This window comes from Microbacterium sp. STN6, assembly GCF_026410545.1.
In the GTDB taxonomy this organism is placed as follows: Bacteria; Actinomycetota; Actinomycetes; order Actinomycetales; family Microbacteriaceae; genus Root112D2.
Map to the genome: position 1 here is coordinate 250,799 of NZ_JAPMIT010000001.1, position 18,538 is coordinate 269,336.

The following is an 18,538-nucleotide window of genomic DNA, read 5'->3' on the forward strand; positions in this document are numbered from 1 at the left end:
ATGACATCGATCACGGGTGAAATCCGGGCTGCAGAAGTTCCACCGCAACGGTTCAGCGGCAGCATCCTCTTCAGCGGCTCTCCCCGAGCCTCAGGCGCGGCCGAAGCGGATGCCGGGCTGCGCGCAACCCCGCCCGCATGCTTCACCGATCTGCATCTCGACCAGGTGGTCGCCGCCGTGCTGAAGGGTCGCGACGAGTACAGGCTCGAGCCGTACTTCTACACGCCCTTGTCGGATACTCGAGAGATCGAGTATCGGCAGGAGGTGCTCCGGGATCTTCAGGATGCCGGCGTGCGTGCTCAGATCCGCAGCTTCGCCGATCGCATGCGCTCCATGCGCGAGCAGTCGGGCCAGCGCGAGAAAATCCGCGATGAATATGAGAGACGGTTCTGGCAGCTCTCGGCCTGCCTCTGTTACATCGACGCAGTGCGCGGATTGCAGTCGGACATGGCCGACGATGCGTTCCGCTCGAGCGGCATGGCACGGCTGCGGGACTGGTGGGACGAGTATGTGGAGTCGGCTCGCTTCGCCGAGCTCGAGCGCGCGGCGAAGACGACCCATGAACGGCTCATCGCCATCCGCTATTGCGTGCACATTCTGGGCAACAAGGTGACCGTGACCAGGTATGACGGCGAACCGGACTACAGCGCCGAGGTCGAGAAGACCTTCGACAAGTTCAGGCAGGGCGATGTGGAGAGCCACCTCGTCAGGTACAACCGATATGTCGAGCTGAATCATGTCGAGGCGAGCATTCTCGGCCTCGTCGCAGGCCTGTTCCCCGAGGAGTTCGGTGAACTGGCGCACTTCGCGACGGCTCACTCGAGCTTTCTCGACACGACGGTGGAGCGCTTCGACGCAGAGGTACAGTTTCTCGTCGCGTATCTCGAGCACGCGGAGCGAATGACGCGGGCGGGGCTCGAGTTCTGCTTTCCGCGAGTCGATGCATCGAAGGCTGTGAGTGCCGCAGACGTGTTCGACCTCGCCCTCGCCAGCGTACTCGTTCCGGAGAGCGGCGAGGTCGTCACGAACGACTTCGCCCTTGGCGAGGGTGAACGTGTGATCGTCGTCACGGGTGCGAACCAGGGGGGAAAGACGACGTTCTCGCGCACGTTCGGGCAGCTGCACTACCTGGCGACACTGGGGCTCCTCGTGCCGGGCAGTCAGGCGCACCTGTTCCTCTGCGACCAGGTGTTCACGCACTACGAGCGGGAGGAGGACATTCATGACCTGAGCGGCAAGCTCGAGGACGAGCTTCATCGCATCCACGACATTCTGCAGCGGGCGACGAGCGACAGCATCGTCATCATGAACGAGATCTTCACCTCGACCACTCTCGAAGACGCGCTGCAGCTCGGCACTGCGGTTCTCTCCACCATCATCGAACGTGACATTCTGTGCGTCTGCGTCACGTTCGTCGACGAGCTTTCGCGACTGAGCGACGCCACCGTGAGCATGGTGGCGACGGTGGATGAGACCGACCCGGCCACCCGCACCTTCCGTCTCGAACGCAAGGCGGCCGACGGCCTCGCGTATGCCGTGGCGGTGGCCGAGAAATACGGGCTGAGCTACCGTCGGCTGACCGAGAGGATCGCAGCATGAAGGCCTTCCTGATGTTTCCGGATCGTGACTTCGACCCTGCGGCGGCGCTCGTGCCGCACGCCGACGACCTGCAGAGAGATCTCGAGCTGCCCGCGCTCGTCTCGGCGATGAGCGCCGGGGATGCCTTTCTCTCTGACGTCGCACGAGCGGCGCTGCTCGGGAGCCTGACCGAACCGGCCGAGATCGAATACCGGCAGCACGTGCTGCGGGACTGCCTGGAGAATCCCGAGGCGTTGCGTGAGATGTATGCACTCGCGGTGGAGACCATCACCCGGCAGAAGCACGTGTTCAGCTGGACGACGAAATATCCGCCGGGCATTCTGCAGCATGCCCTCGAACTGCTCGAGATCTTCGTGCATCAGCTGAAGATCCTGCGCGCCATCGCGGTGGACAACGCATCCCGATTCAGCTCGCACGGATTCTCGCGCTTCTTCGCAATGTTGCAGGACGAGCTCGATGACGACTATTTCGACGAGATCGATCGGCACCTTCGCCGTCTGCGGCTGCGGGACGGTGTTCTCGTCAGCGCGAACCTCGGCGACGATGGACACGGCGCAGGCCTCACGCTGCGTCGTTCCCTGAACGAGAAGCCCAGCCTCTCGGAGCGTCTCAGCGCGCTCACCCATCCCGATCCCTCGTTCCGCATTGCCGACAGGGATGAGGCAGGTGCGGATGCGTTGCGAGACATGCGCGGCCAGGGGATCAACCTCGTGGCCGACGCGCTCGCCCGCTCGACCGACCATATTCTGAGTTTCTTCGTCATGCTCCAGCGCGAACTCGGCTTCTACATCGGCTGCCTCAACGTCGCCGAACGGCTGCGAGAGAAGGGGCAGCACATCGCGTTTCCCGCTGCTTCTCCTCCATCGCGTCCCGTCTTCGACGCCGACGGTCTCTACGACGTGGCGCTTGCGCTCGTTTCAGACGACACGGCTGTCGGCAACGATGTGCACATCGGGACGCGCTCCCTCCTCGTGATCACCGGTGCGAATCGGGGCGGCAAGTCGACGCTGCTGCGGGCCATCGGCCTCGCGCAGCTCATGACGCAATGCGGCATGTACGTCGGCGCAGACGCCCTTGCGGCGAGCACGTGTTCGGCACTGTACACGCACTTCAAGCGTGAAGAGGACGAGACCATGACGAGTGGAAAGCTCGACGAGGAGCTGGCCCGCATGAGCGACATCGCCGACGCCGTCTCGCCCGGCGGGCTCGTACTCTTCAACGAATCGTTCGCGTCGACGAACGAGCGCGAGGGGTCGGAGATCGCCCGCCAGGTGGTGCGGGCGCTGCTCGACTCGCGCATCCGTGTCGCCTATGTGACCCACATGTACGACCTGGCGCACGGGTTCGCCGAGACGGATGCTGCGAGAACCCTGTTCTTGCGGGCCGACCGCGAACGCACCTTCAGCCTGACCGAGGCCCCTCCGCTGACGACGAGCTTCGGCGGAGATCTGTACGAGCGCATCTTCGAGACGGGCACCGCCACAGGCGTCTCGCGCCCCGCCGCGCAGGAAACAGGGGCACCAGAAGCCGCTGCGCCGGAAGCAGGAGAAAGTGCTTCGGCGGCCGTGGGTGCAGGAAGAATCGCACCGCCAGAGTCCGCATCTCCTGCGTTCACGACGCGCACCGAGTGCAATACTGAACGTGCATGAGGAGGAAGACATGGTAGCGGCCGAGTCGGCAGGCGGCACGGATGCGCCTACGCCGGCGCCGCAGATCATCGTCGGCGTCGTGCGCGGGCAGTCCGAGACCGTGCTGCACGCCGCGGTGAGCTTTGCCCGCCGTTTCGGTGCAAGTCTGATCTGCGCCTCGGTCGACGCCATGCGCTACGCCGTCGAGGAGCACCCCGACGGAACGGTCACGTCATTGCCCGTCGACCCCGACCCCGTCGAGCAGGAGGATGGCGCGTTCGACCCGCAGATCGAGCGCACGCTGCACGAGTTGCTCGACGGTTCGGGCGTGCAGTGGAGCACGCGCGCGCTCGCCGGCGACCCGGCACGTGCACTGGCTCGCCTCGCAGACGTCGTCGATGCCGAGGCCATCCTGGTGGGCACGCGTCACGGCGGCCTGCGTTCCGGCCTGCAGGAGTTCTTCGGCGGTTCTGTCGCCGTGCACCTGGCGCACCGGCAGCACCTGCCCGTCATTGTGATCCCGGTCAACCCCGTGGGCGGCGAGGAGGCCCTGCCGTGGGAGGACCAGCCCTGGGAGGGCGCCTCGTGACGGGGCCGCAGCAGACCATCGATACCGTTTCTCCACCCGCTGCACACTTCAGGCCGCTCCACCTGCGCTGGCACTTCATCGCGCTCGTGGCGCTCGGCGGCGCGGTCGGCACGGCGGCGCGCGAAGGCCTCGCGCTCGCGGTGCCCGACTTCGGCGGACTGCCGACCACCATCTTCGGCATCAACGTGGTCGGCGCGTTCCTTCTCGGCCTGCTGCTCGAGACGCTCGCGCTGGCTGGGCCGGATGCCGGTGGCCGCCGTGTTCTGCGGCTGCTCGTCGGCACGGGCATGCTCGGAGGCTTCACGACCTACAGCACGTTCGCGACGGGCGCGGGTCTTCTGCTTGACGGCGGCAGTATCTGGCTGTCGGTGCTCTACGGCGTCGGCACCGTCGTCATCGGGGCGGCGGCGACATTCGGCGGCATCGTGCTCGCGGCATCCGTTCACAATGCTCGAAGCCGACGGCGTGAGGTACTGGGGCGCCAGGCACGAGGGCGCGGCGAGGAGGCGGACGCGTGACGCCGCTGCTCTTTCTCGCGCTGGCAGGCGCGGGCGGTGTCGGCGCGGCCTGCCGCATGCTCGTCGACGGCCTGATTCGCGGCTGGGTGCGCGTGGCCTACCCGCTGGGCACGACGGTGATCAACGTGTCGGGTTCGCTGCTGCTGGGAGTGCTGACGGGCCTGGCGCTCGGCAACGTTCTACCCGAGGCCTGGGTCATCGTTGTCGGCACCGGGTTCTGCGGCGGTTACACCACGTTCAGCACGGCGAGCTTCGAGACCGTTCGCCTGCTGCAGGACGGCCGCCGACTCGTCGCCGTCGCGAACGGGTTCGGCACGCTCGTGCTCTCGGTGGCCGCGGCCATGCTCGGCCTCTGGCTCGGCACGCTCGCCTAGAGCCCGACCCATTCGCTCGTGCCGTCGGCACCGTGCTGGCGCTTCCAGATGGGAACGGTCGCCTTGATGCGCTCGACGAGGCGCTCGCAGGCATCGAACGCCTCGGTGCGATGAGCAGCGGATGCCGCGGCGAACAACGCGACGTCACCCACCTCGAGATGCCCCACCCTGTGCGCTGCCGCCACGCGCAGCCCCGTCTCGTCGGCGATGGCCGAGCAGCACTCTGCGAGAACGCGCTCCGCGTCGGGGTGCGCCTGGTAGTCGAGCGAGAGAACCGAGTGACCGCTGTCGTGATTGCGCACCACGCCGGCGAAGAGCACGACGGCACCGCTCTCGTCGGCCTCGACCGCGGACCGCACGGCGGCCTCGTCGATCGGCTCGTCGGTGATGGCGGCGAACACTTGCTCGGTCGCGACGCTCATAGGCTCAGCTCCTCAATACCGCGGCAGCGCCGGGTCGATCTCACGCGACCACGCGTCGATGCCGCCCTCGAGATCGTCGACCTGCGCGATGCCGGCCTGCTGCAGAATCCGCGCGGCGTGCAGTGATCGAACTCCGCTGTGGCAGTACACCACCACGGGAACGTCGCGGCGCACCCGATCGAGCGCGTGGACGAGGCCGCCGAGCGGCATGAGCTGTGACCCCGCGATGCTCGCGATCGCCGCCTCGAACGGCTCCCGCACGTCGATGAGCTGCAGCGGCTCGCCGTCGGCGATGCGCCGGGCGAGCTGTGCGGGGGAGACGCGGCCGGGCGTAGAGGGAAGTGTCATCGTGGGTGGTGCTCCGGCATCCGTCGGTTGAGGGGTTTGTGCGGGGATGGCGGGACTCGATACGCGTTTCGCGCTGCTTGACCCGCGGGGGGTGCGGGCGGCGCAGAACGCCTCATAGTCGATGAGTCGGGTGATGCGCGGCGCCTCGGGATCGCGGCCGTACTCGAGTTCGCGGTATCGGCCGGTGAGTGCGTCGTACGTGGTGACGCGCCCGATGAGCGGGTCGCCGATGCCCGTGATGAGCTTGACGGTCTCGGTCGCCATGATCGAGCCGATCGCCGTGCATACCCCGGGCAGCACGCCCGCTTCGGAGCACGAGGGAACGTCGCCGGGCGCGGGCGGCACCGGGAAGAGGTCGCGGTAGGTCGGTCCGGCATCCGCCCACGCCACCGACGCCTGGCCTCCGTAACGCAGAATCGCGCCCCACACGAGCGGCTTGTGGCTGAGGGCCGTCGCATCGTTCGTGAGGTATCGCGTGGCGAAGTTGTCGCTGCCGTCGAGCACGAGGTCGTAGTCGGCGAGCAGCGCCATGATGTTGCCGCTCGTCAGGCGAATGGCGTGCCGGTGCACGACGATGCCGGGGTCGATCGCGGCGACCGTCTCGGCGATCGAGTCGACCTTCGCGCGGCCCACATCGGCGAGCGCGTGCGCGGTCTGGCGGTGCAGGTTCGTCAGCTCGACAGTGTCGTCGTCAACGACGCCGATGGTGCCGACTCCCGCGGCGGCCAGCTGCGGGATGCTCGCGCTGCCGAGACCCCCGGCTCCAACAACGAGCACCCGCGAGTGCGCGAGGCGACGCTGGGCCTCCTCGCCGAAGCCGGGCAGCATGAGTTGCCGGCTGTAGCGGGCGAGGCGGGCGGGCTCGAGCGGCGGCCCGGGCGATACGAGCGGTGGCAGCATCCCCATGTGCTCCTCCCTCCAGAGCCATCCTAGGCAGCGGCGCGCGCAGTCGCTCTTGATCGGCAGGGTCCCGAGTGTTAGACCGGAGAAGTGGGACGGATCACGGCTCGGCGCAGGGTCGCCCGCGTAACGGTGGGCGAACGCACTTCTGTGCGCGAAGACGTGCTCGCGGTCGAAGAGCCGCTGGAGATACGCGTGGGTGGCAAGCCGCTGTCCATCACCATGCGCACGCCAGGTCACGACATCGAGCTTGCCGCGGGCTTTCTCGTCTCGGAGGGCGTCATCAGCCGCCCCGACGAGTTCGCGACCGGCCGCTACTGCGCCGGAGCCAGCGCAGACGGCAACACCTACAACGTTCTCGACATCACGCTCGCGTCGGGAGTGGCCCCGCCAGCCGCCAGCCTCGATCGCGCCTTCTACACCACCAGCTCCTGTGGGCTGTGTGGAAAGGCGAGCATCGACGCCGTTCGATCGACGTCGGCGTACGACGTGCACGACGACCCGCTCACGATCGACGCGGCGACGCTCGCCGGATTCCCCGGTCTGCTGCGCGCCGGGCAGGAGGTGTTCGAGAAGACCGGTGGCCTGCACGCGGCGGCCTTGTTCGACGGATGCAGTGGAGAGCTTCTCGTTCTTCGCGAAGACGTCGGCCGGCACAACGCCGTCGACAAAGTCGTCGGCTGGGCGCTGAACGCCGGCAGGCTGCCGGGCCGCGGCCTCGTTCTCATGGTCTCGGGGCGTGCCGGATTCGAACTCACGCAGAAGGCGTCGATGGCGGGTATTCCCATGCTCGCCGCCGTTTCCGCGCCCTCCTCGCTTGCTGCGGAGCTCGCGGACGAGGTCGGCATGACCCTGGTCGGGTTCCTGCGTGGCGACTCGATGGTCGTCTACGCGGGCCGCGAGCGGGTCGTGAACGAGACGGCCGGGGCGGCGGGAGAGGCGCGTGCGGGGCGCGGCGGTGACGGGGCGGCGGATGCGGCATCCGCTGATCGGTTCTCGGAAAGCCAGGAGAAGGTGAGCGTGGCATGACGAAGAGGCCACCGGTGGAAGACGTCACGGCAGACGATCTTCAGGTGAGTAAGCCGAAAGACTGGGCGGCCGGCGTTCCCGGCATCGCGCAGGCGATGGGGCCCGCGTTCAAAGACACGGGTGTCTCGCGCAGCATGAAGGGCCTGCTGGCGATGAACCAGAAGGACGGCTTCGACTGCATGAGCTGTGCCTGGGAGGATCCGCCCGACCGCAAGACGTTCGAGTTCTGCGAGAACGGCGCCAAGGCGTTCAACTGGGAGGCGACGCCGGTTCTCGTGCCACGCGAGTTCTGGGCCGAGAACTCCATCGACGACCTGCTGGAGAAGACCGACTATTGGCTCGGGCTGCAGGGCCGGCTCACCGAGCCCGTGTACAAGCCGGTGGGATCGAACCATTACGAGCCGATCAGCTGGGAGCGGGCGTTCGAGATTCTGGCGCAGGAGCTGAACGCGCTCGACAGCCCCAACCAGGCCGCGTTCTACACGAGCGGGCGCACAGCCAACGAGACGGCGTTCGTGTACCAGCTGTTCGTGCGCGCGTTCGGCACGAACAACCTGCCGGACTGCTCGAACATGTGCCACGAGTCGACGGGCGCGGCGATGGGCGAAACCGTGGGCGTCGGCAAGTCGACCGTGCACTACCGGGACTTCGAGAAGGCCGACCTGATCATCATCATGGGTCAGAACCCGGGCACGAACCACCCTCGCATGCTCACCGCGCTCGAGGACGCGAAGAAGAACGGCGCGAAGATCGTGGCCGTGAACCCCATGCCCGAGGCGGGTCTCAAACGCTACAAGAACCCGCAGACGGCGCGTGGCCTCATCGGTCACGGCACCGATCTGGCCGACCAGTTCCTGCAGGTCAAGATGGCGGGCGACATGGCGCTGCTGCAGGCGCTGTCGAAAAGGGTTCTGGATGCCGAGGCCGCGCATCCGGGAACCGTTCTGGACCAGGAATTCATCGACAAGTACTGCGAGGGGCTCGAGGCGTTCCGTGAGCACCTGGCGAGTCTCGACGAGCAGCGGGTGCTCGAGGCGACCGGGCTCACGAGCGCCGAGATCGACGAGCTCGCCGAGCGATACATGTCGAGCGAGCGCGTGATCATCACGTGGGCCATGGGGCTCACGCAGCACGAGTGGGCGGTGCCGACGATCAAGGAGATCATCAACCTGCTGCTGCTGCGCGGCAACATGGGCCGGCCGGGAGCGGGCGCGTCGCCGATTCGCGGGCACAGCAATGTGCAGGGCGACCGCACCATGGGCATCTGGGAGAAGATGCCGCCGAAGTTCCTCGACGCGCTCGAGAAGGAGTTCGAGTTCACGGTGCCGCGGGACGACGGGGTCGACGCGGTCGGTGCGATCCGCGCCATGCGCGACGGCGACATCACGGTGTTCGTGGCGCTCGGCGGCAACCTGGTGAAGGCCGTGTCAGACACCGTGGTGGCCGAATCGGCGATGCAGAACACGCATCTGACGGTGCAGATCTCGACCAAGCTGAATCGGTCGCACGCTGTGGTCGGCGAGTCGGCGATGATCCTGCCGGTGCTCGGGCGCAGCGAGATCGACATGCAGGCCTCCGGTGAGCAGTTCGTGACCGTGGAGGACACCGTGGCGGCGATCCATGCGTCGAAGGGCAACCTGACGCCCGTGGCTCCCACGCTACTGTCGGAGATCTCGGTGGTCACGCGACTTGCTCGCGCGGTACTCGGCGACAAGGTGCCCGTGGACTGGGCGCACTTCGAGCACAACTACGACAGCATCCGCCGTCACATCGGGCACGTCGTGCCCGGCTGTGACGACTTCAACCTGAAAGTGCGCGCGCCGGGCGGCTTCGACCTGCCACACGGGCCGCGGGACACGCGGACGTTCCCCACGAAGACCGGCAAGGCCATGATCACGGTCAACGAGTTGAAGACGGTGACCGTGCCGCCCGGGCGGCTTCTCATGCAGTCGTTGCGCTCGCATGATCAGTTCAACACCACGATCTACAGCAACAACGACCGGTACCGCGGGGTGAAGAACGGGCGGCATGTGGTGTTCGTGAACCCGGATGACCTGGCCGAACTCGGCATCGCGGACGGCTCATACGTGGATATCCACAGCGAATGGACCGATGGCGTGGATCGCGTCGCACCCAAGTTCCGGGTGATCTCGTACCCCACGGCGCGGGGATGCGCTGCGACATACTTCCCGGAAACCAACGTGCTCGTGCCGCTCGACCACACCGCGAAGGTGAGCAACACGCCCGTCTCGAAGTCGATCGTGGTGCGCCTGGAGCCCGTCGCCGCGTAAGCCTAAGCGGGCTGAGGAGCGCGCCCTACGTGGGCTGAGGAGCGCGCCCTACGTGGGCTGAGGAGCGCGAAGCGCGTCTCGAAGCCTAGAGCCTCGGGTTTCGAGACGCGCCGTCGGCGCTCCTCAACCCGCTCTACCCGCTCAGTCGGCGGGCAGCGGGTGCTCGCGGCACAGGTGCGTGGCGGTCGCGATCGCCTCGCTCATCGCCACCTGCGGCGTGACAGATGCGCCCGCCGCCTGCAGTCCCGCCGCATACCCTGCGATGAACGTCGTCAGCGGCGCGGCTGGTCGCAGCGCGGCATGCGCCGCGCGCCCGGCAAGCCCGAGCACCGCGTTGATGTCGACCTCGAACCCCTTGAGCTGCAGCGCCTCCGCGACGTCGGCCGCCCACTCCTCGAGCAGTTCGTTCTCGTGCTCGCGATCGTTCTCGGTCATGGCTGCTCCTCTTCGCCGGCGGACGGATGCCTCACTCCCAGTCTCGCCGCATCGCGCCACGTGTCAACGTCGGCCGTCGAACCGGCCGGCACCCGGACTGCCCCGAGCGACAACGAGCCGATCAGGCTAAACATGCTGAGGCCGTGCAGATCGCCCGCCTCCCGGTGTTGCTGAACGACACGCGACAGCGCCGCTGTCGCGTAGATCGCGGCGAGCGGCTGCAGGCGATCGTTCTCGTCGAGTGCGATCACGCCGTCGGCGTCGTCGGCGTCGTCGAGCCGGCCGTCGAGTTGATCGGGCGCGGGGGCGCTGGGTTTCGAGACGCCGCCTGGGCGGCTCCTCAACCCGCTCAGCAGTGCCTCCACTGCGCGGGCGGCCCCCGGCATGTCGCACGCGAGCACAAGCGTGAGCGGCGCGGCCTGCGAGGCAAGCGTGTCGAGACCGGCAGCGACACCGGCGGCGGGCCCGCCGAATGCGGGATCTTCTCGGGCAACGAGAGTCTCGGGCGCGAGCGCGAGGGAAGGAGGGCCGACGATAACGATGCGACGGGCCGCGGATGCGGCATCCATGACCCTGTGAAGCAGCGTTCGCCCGCCGGCATCCAGCGCGGCCTTGTCGACTCCGCCGAGGCGGCTCGCGCGGCCGCCGCTCAGGATGATCGCATCGAAGCGCACGCCCCCACCCTAGTTGCGGCGTGTCAGCCCGGCACCTGCCATGAGAGTCGGTCGAGAGGGCGAAAAGCGCCCTCACGAGCCGTTTTAGGGACGCCTTCTGCCCACTCACCGGGCGGAGACGATGCTCGGGCGCAGTCCAGTAGACTTAACGCGGCTCCCCACGTGGCGCTATCTCGGCCAACTCCCCCAGGGCGGAAACGCAGCAAGGGTAACCGGGCTCTGGCGGGTGCGTGGGGGGTCTTCTCTTTTCCGCGAGCCTTCCTACTCTGGGAACCGTGCCGCCTTTTCACCGCGGCGCGCTGGGAGGCGCCATGACCGAGAGCGAAATCTGGCAGGCACGCGACGTCGCGCCACTCGACGACGAGACGCTCGCGCAGGTCGATGCGTGGTGGCGCGCCGCCAACTACCTGAGCGTCGGCCAGATCTACCTGCTCGACAACCCGCTGCTGCGCGAGCCGCTCAGCCGCGAGCACATCAAGCCGCGCCTGCTCGGCCACTGGGGAACGACGCCAGGCCTCAACTTCGTCTATGCGCACCTGAACCGGGCCATCCGTCAACGCGACCTCAACACCATCTACATTGCGGGGCCCGGGCACGGCGGCCCGGGCATGGTGGCGAACGCCTGGCTCGACGGCACGTACAGCGAGATCTACTCCGGCATCGATCGCAGCGTCGAGGGCATGCGAAAACTGTTCCGCCAGTTCTCGTTCCCCGGCGGCATTCCGAGCCACGCGGCGCCCGAGACGCCCGGGTCGATCCACGAGGGCGGCGAGCTCGGCTACGCCCTGAGCCACGCGTATGGCGCCGCGTTCGACAACCCCGACCTGCTCGTCGCCGCGGTCGTGGGCGACGGCGAGGCCGAGACGGGCCCGCTCGCCACCAGCTGGCACTCCAACAAGTTCCTGAACCCCGAGCATGATGGCGTCGTTCTGCCGATCCTGCACCTGAACGGCTACAAGATCGCCAACCCCACGGTGCTCGCGCGCATCCCCGAAGACGAACTGCTCGACCTCATGCGCGGCTACGGCTACGCCCCGCACATCGTCTCGGGCGGCTTCGACGGCGAGAACCCGCTTGACGTGCACCAGCGCATGGCGCAGACGCTCGACACCATTCTCAACGAGATCGCGAGAATCAAAGCGGATGCAGCGCGCGGCGCCTACCGGGCCGATCCCGCCGGCGCAGCCGAGACGTGGTCGCCGCCGCCCGCAGGCGGCCCCGCCTCGGCCACCGATGCGTCCGCGTCGGCGCCAGCGCGCTATCCGCACTGGCCCATGCTGATCATGTGCACCCCGAAGGGCTGGACCTGCCCCACCGTCATCGACGGCGTTCGCGTCGAGGGCACGTACCGCGCCCACCAGGTGCCGCTCGCCAACGCCCGCGACACCGAGGCGCACACGCGCCTGCTCGAGAGCTGGCTCGCCGGCTACCGCCCAGACGAGTTGTTCGACGACGACGGGGCGCCGGTCGCGACGATCACGGCTCTCGCCCCGGACGGCGAGAGGCGCATGAGCGCCAACCCCGTCGCCAACGGCGGCCTGCTGCGAAAGCAGCTGCGGCTGCCCGACTTCCGCGACTACGCCGTCGGCGTGCGGGCCCCCGGCGCGACGACGGCCGAGGCCACGAAGGTGCTCGGCACCTGGCTCGCCGACGTGATCGACCAAAATCCACACACGTTCCGCCTCTTCGGGCCGGACGAGACCGCATCGAACCGGCTCGCGCCCGCCGTCTACGAGCACACCGAGAAGCAGTGGAACGCCGAGGTCGTCGGCACCGACGACCACCTGCGCCGCGCCGGCCGCGTCATGGAGATGCTGAGCGAGCACCAGTGCCAGGGCTGGCTCGAGGGCTACCTGCTCACCGGCAGGCACGGCGTGTTCAACTCGTACGAGGCGTTCATCCACATCGTCGACTCCATGTTCAACCAGCACGCCAAGTGGCTCGAGGCCTCGGCCGAGATCCCGTGGCGCGCCCCCATCTCCTCCCTCAACTACCTGCTCTCCTCCCACGTCTGGCGCCAGGACCACAACGGCTTCTCGCACCAGGACCCGGGCTTCATCGACCTTGTCGTCAACAAGAGCGCCAGCCTGGTTCGCGTCTATCTGCCGTTCGATGCCAACACCCTTCTCTCCACCTACGACCACTGCCTGCGCTCGGTCGACTACGTGAACGTCGTCGTCGCGGGCAAGCAGCCTGCCCCCGCCTGGCTCGGCATTGACGACGCGATCGCGCATTGCGCCCGCGGCCTCGGCATCTTCGAGTGGGCGGGCACCGAGCGCGACGGCGAGGAACCGGACGTAGTGCTGGGGGCGGCCGGCGATATACCGACGCTCGAGGTGCTCGCCGCGGCATCCATTATTCGAAAGCGGATGCCGCAGCTCGCCCTGCGCGTCGTGAACGTCGTCGACCTCATGCGGCTGCAGTCGGAGCACGAGCACCCGCACGGGCTCGCCGACACCGAGTTCGACGCGATCTTCACGCGCGACAAGCCGGTGATCTTCGCGTATCACGGGTATCCGTGGATGATCCACCGGCTCACGTACCGCCGGCACGGGCACGACAACATTCACGTGCGCGGGTTCAAGGAGAAGGGCACGACGACGACGCCGTTCGACATGGCGATGCTGAACGACATCGACCGGTACCACCTGGTGATCGACGTGATCGACCGCACTCCGGGCCTCGCCTCCCGGTTCGCGGGGCTGCGGCAGGAGATGCTCGACGCCCGGCTGCGCGCGCGGCTCTACACGCGCGAGCACGGCGAGGATCTGCCCGAGGTCGTGAACTGGACGTGGAGCGGCTCGGCGGGGCCGGGCCTCGCGCAGGATTCGGCCGAGGAGCAGGTGGGCGCCGGCCCCCGAGCCGACGCGACCGGCGGCGACAACACGTAGCCGGGCGCACAAGAACACGGCCGCTTGGCGCGTCGCGGCCACTACGGCTTAGATGGAAGACGGGCACAAGGCGAACGGAGAACCGTGGCGAGAAGCATCTACATCACGTCGGCCGAGGGCCACACCGGAAAATCGACCATCGCCCTCGGGGTGCTCGACACCCTCGCACGGTCGGTCGCTCGCGTCGGCGTCTTTCGCCCCATCGCCCGCTCCACCGTTGAACGCGACTACGTGCTGCAGCTTCTGCTCGACCACGACGGGGTCGACCTCGACTACGACCAGTGCATCGGCACGACCTACGACGACGTGCACAGTGACGCGGATGCCGCGCTCGCCCTCATCGTCGAGCGCTACAAGGCCGTGGAGGCCCAGTGCGACGCGGTCGTGATCCTCGGCTCGGATTACACGGATGTCGGCACACCGACCGAGCTGCGGTACAACGCGCGCATCGCCGCCAACCTCGGCTCGCCCGCGCTGCTCGTGCTCGGCGGCCGCGTGCCGCGCGGCACGGGGGAGCGCCTCGGCAGCGGCGAGGCGCGCAGCCCCGAGGAGATGCACCAGCTCGCCGACATCGCCCTCGCGGAGCTGCGCGACGAGCACGCAGGCGTTCTCGCCATCGTGGCCAACCGGGCCGACCCCGAGCAGCTCGACGGCATCGTGGCCGGCATCGGGGCGAGTGCGCCGGCCGACGTTCCCGTGTGGGCGATCCCCGAAGATCCGGTGCTCGTCGCGCCCACCATGCGCAGCGTCATGGAGGCCATTGACGGCACGCTGTTGCGCGGCGATCCCGAACTGCTGGGGCGCGAGGCGCTCGCGGTGGTCGTGGCGGCAATGTCGATGAACAACGTGCTGCCGCGCCTCATCGAGGGCAGCGTCGTGGTCGTGCCGGCAGACCGCACCGAGGTGCTGCTGGCCGTGCTCATGGCCAACGGCTCCGGCACCTTCCCGTCGGTGGCCGGCATCGTGCTCAACGGCGGCTTCGCCCTGCCCGAGCCCATCGACCGACTCATCACCGGCGTGCGATCCACCCTGCCGATCATCGGCACCGAGCTCGGCAGCTACGAGACGACGGTGCGCATCACCAACGCCCGCGGCCGACTCGCCGCGGACTCCCAGCGCAAGCACGACAGCGCCCTGGCGCTGTTCACCACACACGTGGATGCCGCGCGGCTTCTCGACCGGCTGAACCTCTCGAGCGCGCAGGTCGTCACGCCGCTCATGTTCGAATACGGCCTGCTGGAGCGGGCGAAGGCCGAGCGCAGACACATCGTGCTTCCCGAGGGGGGCGACGACCGCATCCTTCGCGCCGCCGCTCGACTGCTCGCGCGCGGCGTGGCCGACCTCACCATTCTGGGCGAGACGTTCGAGGTGCGCTCGCGGGCCATCGAGCTGGGCCTCGACATCTCGGCGGCCGAGGTGCTGAGCCCCTTCGACCCCGTCCTGAGCATGAAGTTCGCCGAGGAATACGCCCGGCTGCGCTCGCATAAGGGCATCACCATTCAGCAGGCATCCGACACCGTGACCGACCCGTCGTACTTCGGAACCATGATGGTGCACATGGGGCTCGCCGACGGCATGGTCTCGGGTGCCGCCCACACCACCGCTCACACGATTCGGCCCGCGTTCGAGATCATCAAGACGAGGCCCGAGGTGTCTGTGGTGTCGAGCGTGTTCCTCATGGCGCTCGCCGACCGGGTGCTGGTCTACGGCGACTGCGCCGTGATCCCCGACCCGACGGCCGAGCAGCTGGCCGACATCGCGGTGTCCGCCTCCGAGACGGCGGTGCAGTTCGGCATCGAGCCGCGCGTGGCGATGCTCTCGTACTCGACGGGCGAATCCGGCTCGGGCGCAGACGTCGACAAGGTGCGCCAGGCCACCGCGTTCGTGCGCTCGCGCAGGCCCGAGCTGCCGGTCGAGGGGCCCATCCAGTACGACGCCGCAGCCGATGCGGCCGTGGCCAAGTCGAAGATGCCGAACTCGCAGGTCGCCGGGCGCGCAACGGTCTTCATCTTCCCCGACCTCAACACCGGCAACAACACATACAAGGCGGTGCAGCGGAGTGCGGGGGCGGTGGCGATCGGGCCGGTGCTGCAGGGCCTTCGCAAACCCATCAACGACCTCTCTCGAGGAGCCACAGTGGAAGACATCGTGAACACCGTCGCAATCACGGCGATCCAGGCCGCCTCATGACCCACATCCTCGTCGTCAACAGCGGGTCCTCGTCGTTCAAGTACCAGTTCATCGACATCGAATCCGAGCACACGCTCGCGAGCGGCCTCGTCGAGCGAATCGGCCAGCCTGCCGGGCACACCAGGCACACGGATGCCGCGGGCGAGACCCACGAGCGGGATCTTCCCATCGCAGACCACACCGCGGGCTTCCAGGTGATGCTCGACGCGTTCGAGCAGTACGGACCGTCGCTTGCGCAGCATCCGCCGCTCGCTGTCGGGCACCGCGTGGTGCACGGGGGCAAGCGGTTCTTCGAGCCGACGATCGTCACGCCTCTCGTCGAGATCAACATCGAGGATCTGTCCGAGCTGGCGCCGCTGCACAACCCGGGCGCGCTGCAGGGCATTCGGGCGGCCGAGAAGGCGTTCCCGAAGATCCCGCACGTTGCGGTGTTCGACACGGCGTTCCACCAGACGCTGCCGTCGGCCGCCTACACGTATGCGATCGACCCCGCGCTCGCCGAGCGGTACCGCATTCGGCGCTACGGATTCCACGGCACCTCGCACAAGTTCGTCTCCGAGGCGGCGGCGCGCTTTCTTCAGCGCCCCCTCGGCGAGCTGAACCAGATCGTGCTGCACCTGGGCAACGGAGCATCGGTGTGCGCGGTGCGCGCCGGCGAGTCGGTCGACACGAGCATGGGCATGACGCCGCTGGAGGGGCTCGTGATGGGCACGCGGTCGGGCGACATCGACCCCGCAGTGCTGCTGCACCTGCAGCGGCGCACCGGCGCGAGCTCCGACGACCTCGACGAGATGTTCAACAAGCACAGCGGCATGCTTGGCATGACGGGCAACCTCGACATGCGCGACGTGCACGCGGCCGCGGAATCCGGCGACGAGGGCGCGAGGCTCGCGCTCGACGTGTACGCGCACCGGCTCAAGCACTACATCGGCGCGTATCTGGCCGAACTCGGGCGCGTCGACGTCATCTCGTTCACGGCGGGTGTCGGCGAGAACGCGGCGTTCGTGCGCGAGGCGGCCCTCGAGGGCCTGGAAGAGCTCGGAATCCGGCTCGATCCCGAGCGCAACGGCGCCCGCAGCCGCGAGGCGCGCCGCATCTCGACGGACGACTCGCGAATCGCGGTGCTCGTGATCCCCACCAACGAGGAACTCGAGATCGCGCGCCAGACGTTCGAGGTGTCGCAGGCCGCGGCGGAATGACGCCGCGACCCGTCGCGCTGCCCTGCACAGCGTGACGCCGCGACCCGTCGCGCTGCCCTGCACAGCGTGACGCCGCGACCCGTCGCGCTGCCCTGCACAGCGTGACGCCGCGACCTTACCCAGCACCACCCGCGTTTCAGCAGGAGGAATCGGCCGACACGCCGGCTGCGTCCGCTGATTCGTCGGCACGCCGCCCGATTGCTCCTGATTACTGCAGCGGGGTGCACTACGGCGGCAGTGCGCTACCGCAGCAGGCTGCGTGCATCACTGCGATCAGCTGCGTGCACGAGCGCTCTCGACTACCCGAACGATCGCGTCCCAGGTGCCGGGCCAGTCGCCGTCGATGTGGTCAGGATTCACGCTGATCATCGGCAGATCCCACCGCTGCGCGGCGAGAATTCGGCTTGTGTCGCGAAGTACCTGGGCTGGCCCACTGTGAAACGCGATGCCGTTGACCTCGAAGCCGACGCATTCCTCGATGATGCCGTCGATCCTGCCGAGGCCCGGGATCACCACCTGGGGCCGCACCCGGTATCCGCCTGCGCGTACTCGGCGGATGAAGATCGTCTCCCACCCGGACTCCGCGGCCGGCGTGATCTCGTCGAGTAGTGGATGCAGATGGCGCGGCAGTGCCAGCACCACGCTGCGAACGGAGGCGGGCGTGAGCAGGTGATGGTGAATCACAGAATCAATGCAAGCGAGGGCGTGCTCCGCATCCTGACAGCGCAGCGCCTGGGCCAGCGCGTTCTGTGGCGGCTCAAGCCAGTCGAGCTCCCGCCCGGCCGACCCTCGCTCGCTCCAGTGCAGAACCGGCATGCCGGGAGCACGAATCTGTAGCGGATCGCCCTCGGACCGCGCCCGCGCACCGGGCGCAGGCACCGGAGCCAGACTGCCAAGAAGAGCGGATGCGCGCTCCCGACTCAGCCGTGAGGCATTCGGTGCGAGCTGCACGTGGAGCCGGTTGCCCTTGCCAGCCCACGCGCCCCATCGGTGCAGCGCGCTCACGCAGCCGACTCGGCCGCCCAGCGCGAGCGCGCGCAACTGGTCGGAGTCGGCGAGTCCGGTCGCGAACCAGCCACGACGCACGCGGAAGAGCGTGCTGTCCGCCAGCGCTCGAGACAGCGCGCCTCGCGTTACGCCGAGGCGCGCCAGCGTCGAGCCGCGGGCAACCTGGCCGAGGGAGTTCATGAGATCGATGAGCTGCGGCATCCGTCAACTGTTGCGGTAGCCACGGCGCTCGGCGGTCCTCACGATCGAATCTGTGGAAACTGACCGGAACCGCCGTGCTGGGGAGGGGGAGGGAGGAGTGGCGCTGGGCGGCGGGCGACGGTGAAGGGCGGGGGAGACGTGGCGCTGGGCGGCGGGCGAGGGTGAAGGGCGGGGGAGACGTGGCGGCGGGCGACGGGAGAGGGTGAAGGGCAGGGAGAGGTGGCGGTGGCGGTGGACGACGG

Annotated in this window: 15 protein-coding genes and 1 other RNA gene; 11 read left to right on the forward strand and 5 right to left on the reverse strand. The window is 68.2% G+C overall.

Going from position 1 to position 18,538, the window contains the following annotated elements; translation table 11 throughout:
- The 5 genes from OSC27_RS01135 to crcB are packed head-to-tail and all read left to right on the forward strand — an operon-like array spanning window position 1 to window position 4,708.
- A complete protein-coding gene (locus tag OSC27_RS01135) occupies window positions 1-1,599 on the forward strand; it encodes a MutS-related protein (protein WP_267179576.1) in 1,599 nt (532 codons plus the stop codon).
- Entirely contained in the window at window positions 1,596-3,248 is a 1,653-nt protein-coding gene (locus OSC27_RS01140) for a MutS-related protein (protein WP_267179577.1), read from the forward strand. The genes OSC27_RS01135 and OSC27_RS01140 overlap by 4 nt, the downstream gene beginning before the upstream one ends.
- Before the next feature lie 10 nt (window positions 3,249-3,258).
- Window positions 3,259-3,816 carry a universal stress protein gene (locus tag OSC27_RS01145; protein ID WP_267179578.1) on the forward strand — a complete coding sequence of 186 codons (558 nt, stop codon included), beginning with the start codon at window positions 3,259-3,261 and terminating at the stop codon, window positions 3,814-3,816.
- A complete protein-coding gene (locus tag OSC27_RS01150) occupies window positions 3,813-4,334 on the forward strand; it encodes a fluoride efflux transporter FluC (protein WP_267179579.1) in 522 nt (173 codons plus the stop codon). Before OSC27_RS01145 ends, OSC27_RS01150 begins: the two co-directional genes overlap by 4 nt.
- Window positions 4,331-4,708, forward strand: coding sequence for a fluoride efflux transporter CrcB (gene crcB, locus OSC27_RS01155; protein WP_267179580.1), 378 nt, complete (start codon window positions 4,331-4,333; stop codon window positions 4,706-4,708). Before OSC27_RS01150 ends, crcB begins: the two co-directional genes overlap by 4 nt.
- On the opposite strand, the gene OSC27_RS01160 is transcribed toward crcB, so the two are convergent.
- Together OSC27_RS01160 and OSC27_RS01165 are read right to left on the reverse strand one after the other, a co-directional pair.
- On the reverse strand, window positions 4,705-5,130 hold the full coding sequence (locus OSC27_RS01160; protein ID WP_267179581.1) for a molybdenum cofactor biosynthesis protein MoaE: 426 nt from the start codon (window positions 5,128-5,130) through the stop codon (window positions 4,705-4,707). The genes crcB and OSC27_RS01160 overlap by 4 nt on opposite strands.
- A 12-nt stretch (window positions 5,131-5,142) precedes the next feature.
- Window positions 5,143-6,384 carry a ThiF family adenylyltransferase gene (locus OSC27_RS01165; RefSeq protein WP_267179582.1) on the reverse strand — a complete coding sequence of 414 codons (1,242 nt, stop codon included), beginning with the start codon at window positions 6,382-6,384 and terminating at the stop codon, window positions 5,143-5,145.
- Between the two features lie 84 nt (window positions 6,385-6,468).
- On the opposite strand from OSC27_RS01165, the gene fdhD reads away from it, so the two are divergent.
- Together fdhD and OSC27_RS01175 are read left to right on the forward strand one after the other, a co-directional pair.
- Window positions 6,469-7,407 (forward strand): formate dehydrogenase accessory sulfurtransferase FdhD, encoded by a 939-nt coding sequence (gene fdhD / locus OSC27_RS01170; protein WP_267179583.1) that lies wholly within the window; start codon window positions 6,469-6,471, stop codon window positions 7,405-7,407.
- Window positions 7,404-9,698: an FdhF/YdeP family oxidoreductase gene (locus OSC27_RS01175; protein ID WP_267179584.1), complete on the forward strand. Its 2,295-nt coding sequence runs from the start codon at window positions 7,404-7,406 to the stop codon at window positions 9,696-9,698. The genes fdhD and OSC27_RS01175 overlap by 4 nt, the downstream gene beginning before the upstream one ends.
- A 141-nt stretch (window positions 9,699-9,839) precedes the next feature.
- Here the strand turns inward: OSC27_RS01175 and OSC27_RS01180 are convergent, their stop codons facing one another.
- The gene (locus tag OSC27_RS01180; RefSeq protein ID WP_267179585.1) at window positions 9,840-10,133 is read right to left on the reverse strand and encodes a DUF6457 domain-containing protein; all 294 of its coding nucleotides are present in this window, start codon (window positions 10,131-10,133) and stop codon (window positions 9,840-9,842) included.
- Window positions 10,130-10,807 (reverse strand): molybdenum cofactor guanylyltransferase, encoded by a 678-nt coding sequence (mobA, locus tag OSC27_RS01185; protein WP_267179586.1) that lies wholly within the window; start codon window positions 10,805-10,807, stop codon window positions 10,130-10,132. Before mobA ends, OSC27_RS01180 begins: the two co-directional genes overlap by 4 nt.
- A 149-nt stretch (window positions 10,808-10,956) precedes the next feature.
- On the opposite strand from mobA, the gene ffs reads away from it, so the two are divergent.
- The 4 genes from ffs (at window position 10,957) to OSC27_RS01205 (ending at window position 17,087) form a co-directional block, all read left to right on the forward strand.
- Window positions 10,957-11,053: signal recognition particle sRNA small type (gene ffs, locus OSC27_RS01190), an RNA gene on the forward strand.
- A gap of 65 nt (window positions 11,054-11,118) precedes the next feature.
- On the forward strand, window positions 11,119-13,698 hold the full coding sequence (locus tag OSC27_RS01195) for a phosphoketolase (protein WP_267179587.1): 2,580 nt from the start codon (window positions 11,119-11,121) through the stop codon (window positions 13,696-13,698).
- An 84-nt stretch (window positions 13,699-13,782) separates the two neighbouring features.
- A complete protein-coding gene (gene pta, locus OSC27_RS01200) occupies window positions 13,783-15,888 on the forward strand; it encodes a phosphate acetyltransferase (protein WP_267179588.1) in 2,106 nt (701 codons plus the stop codon).
- Complete coding sequence (locus OSC27_RS01205) at window positions 15,885-17,087, forward strand: acetate/propionate family kinase (protein ID WP_267179589.1); 1,203 nt, start codon at window positions 15,885-15,887, stop codon at window positions 17,085-17,087. Before pta ends, OSC27_RS01205 begins: the two co-directional genes overlap by 4 nt.
- A gap of 273 nt (window positions 17,088-17,360) precedes the next feature.
- Here the strand turns inward: OSC27_RS01205 and OSC27_RS01210 are convergent, their stop codons facing one another.
- The gene (locus tag OSC27_RS01210) at window positions 17,361-18,296 is read right to left on the reverse strand and encodes a hypothetical protein (RefSeq protein ID WP_267179590.1); all 936 of its coding nucleotides are present in this window, start codon (window positions 18,294-18,296) and stop codon (window positions 17,361-17,363) included.
- Window positions 18,297-18,538: the final 242 nt, after the last annotated feature.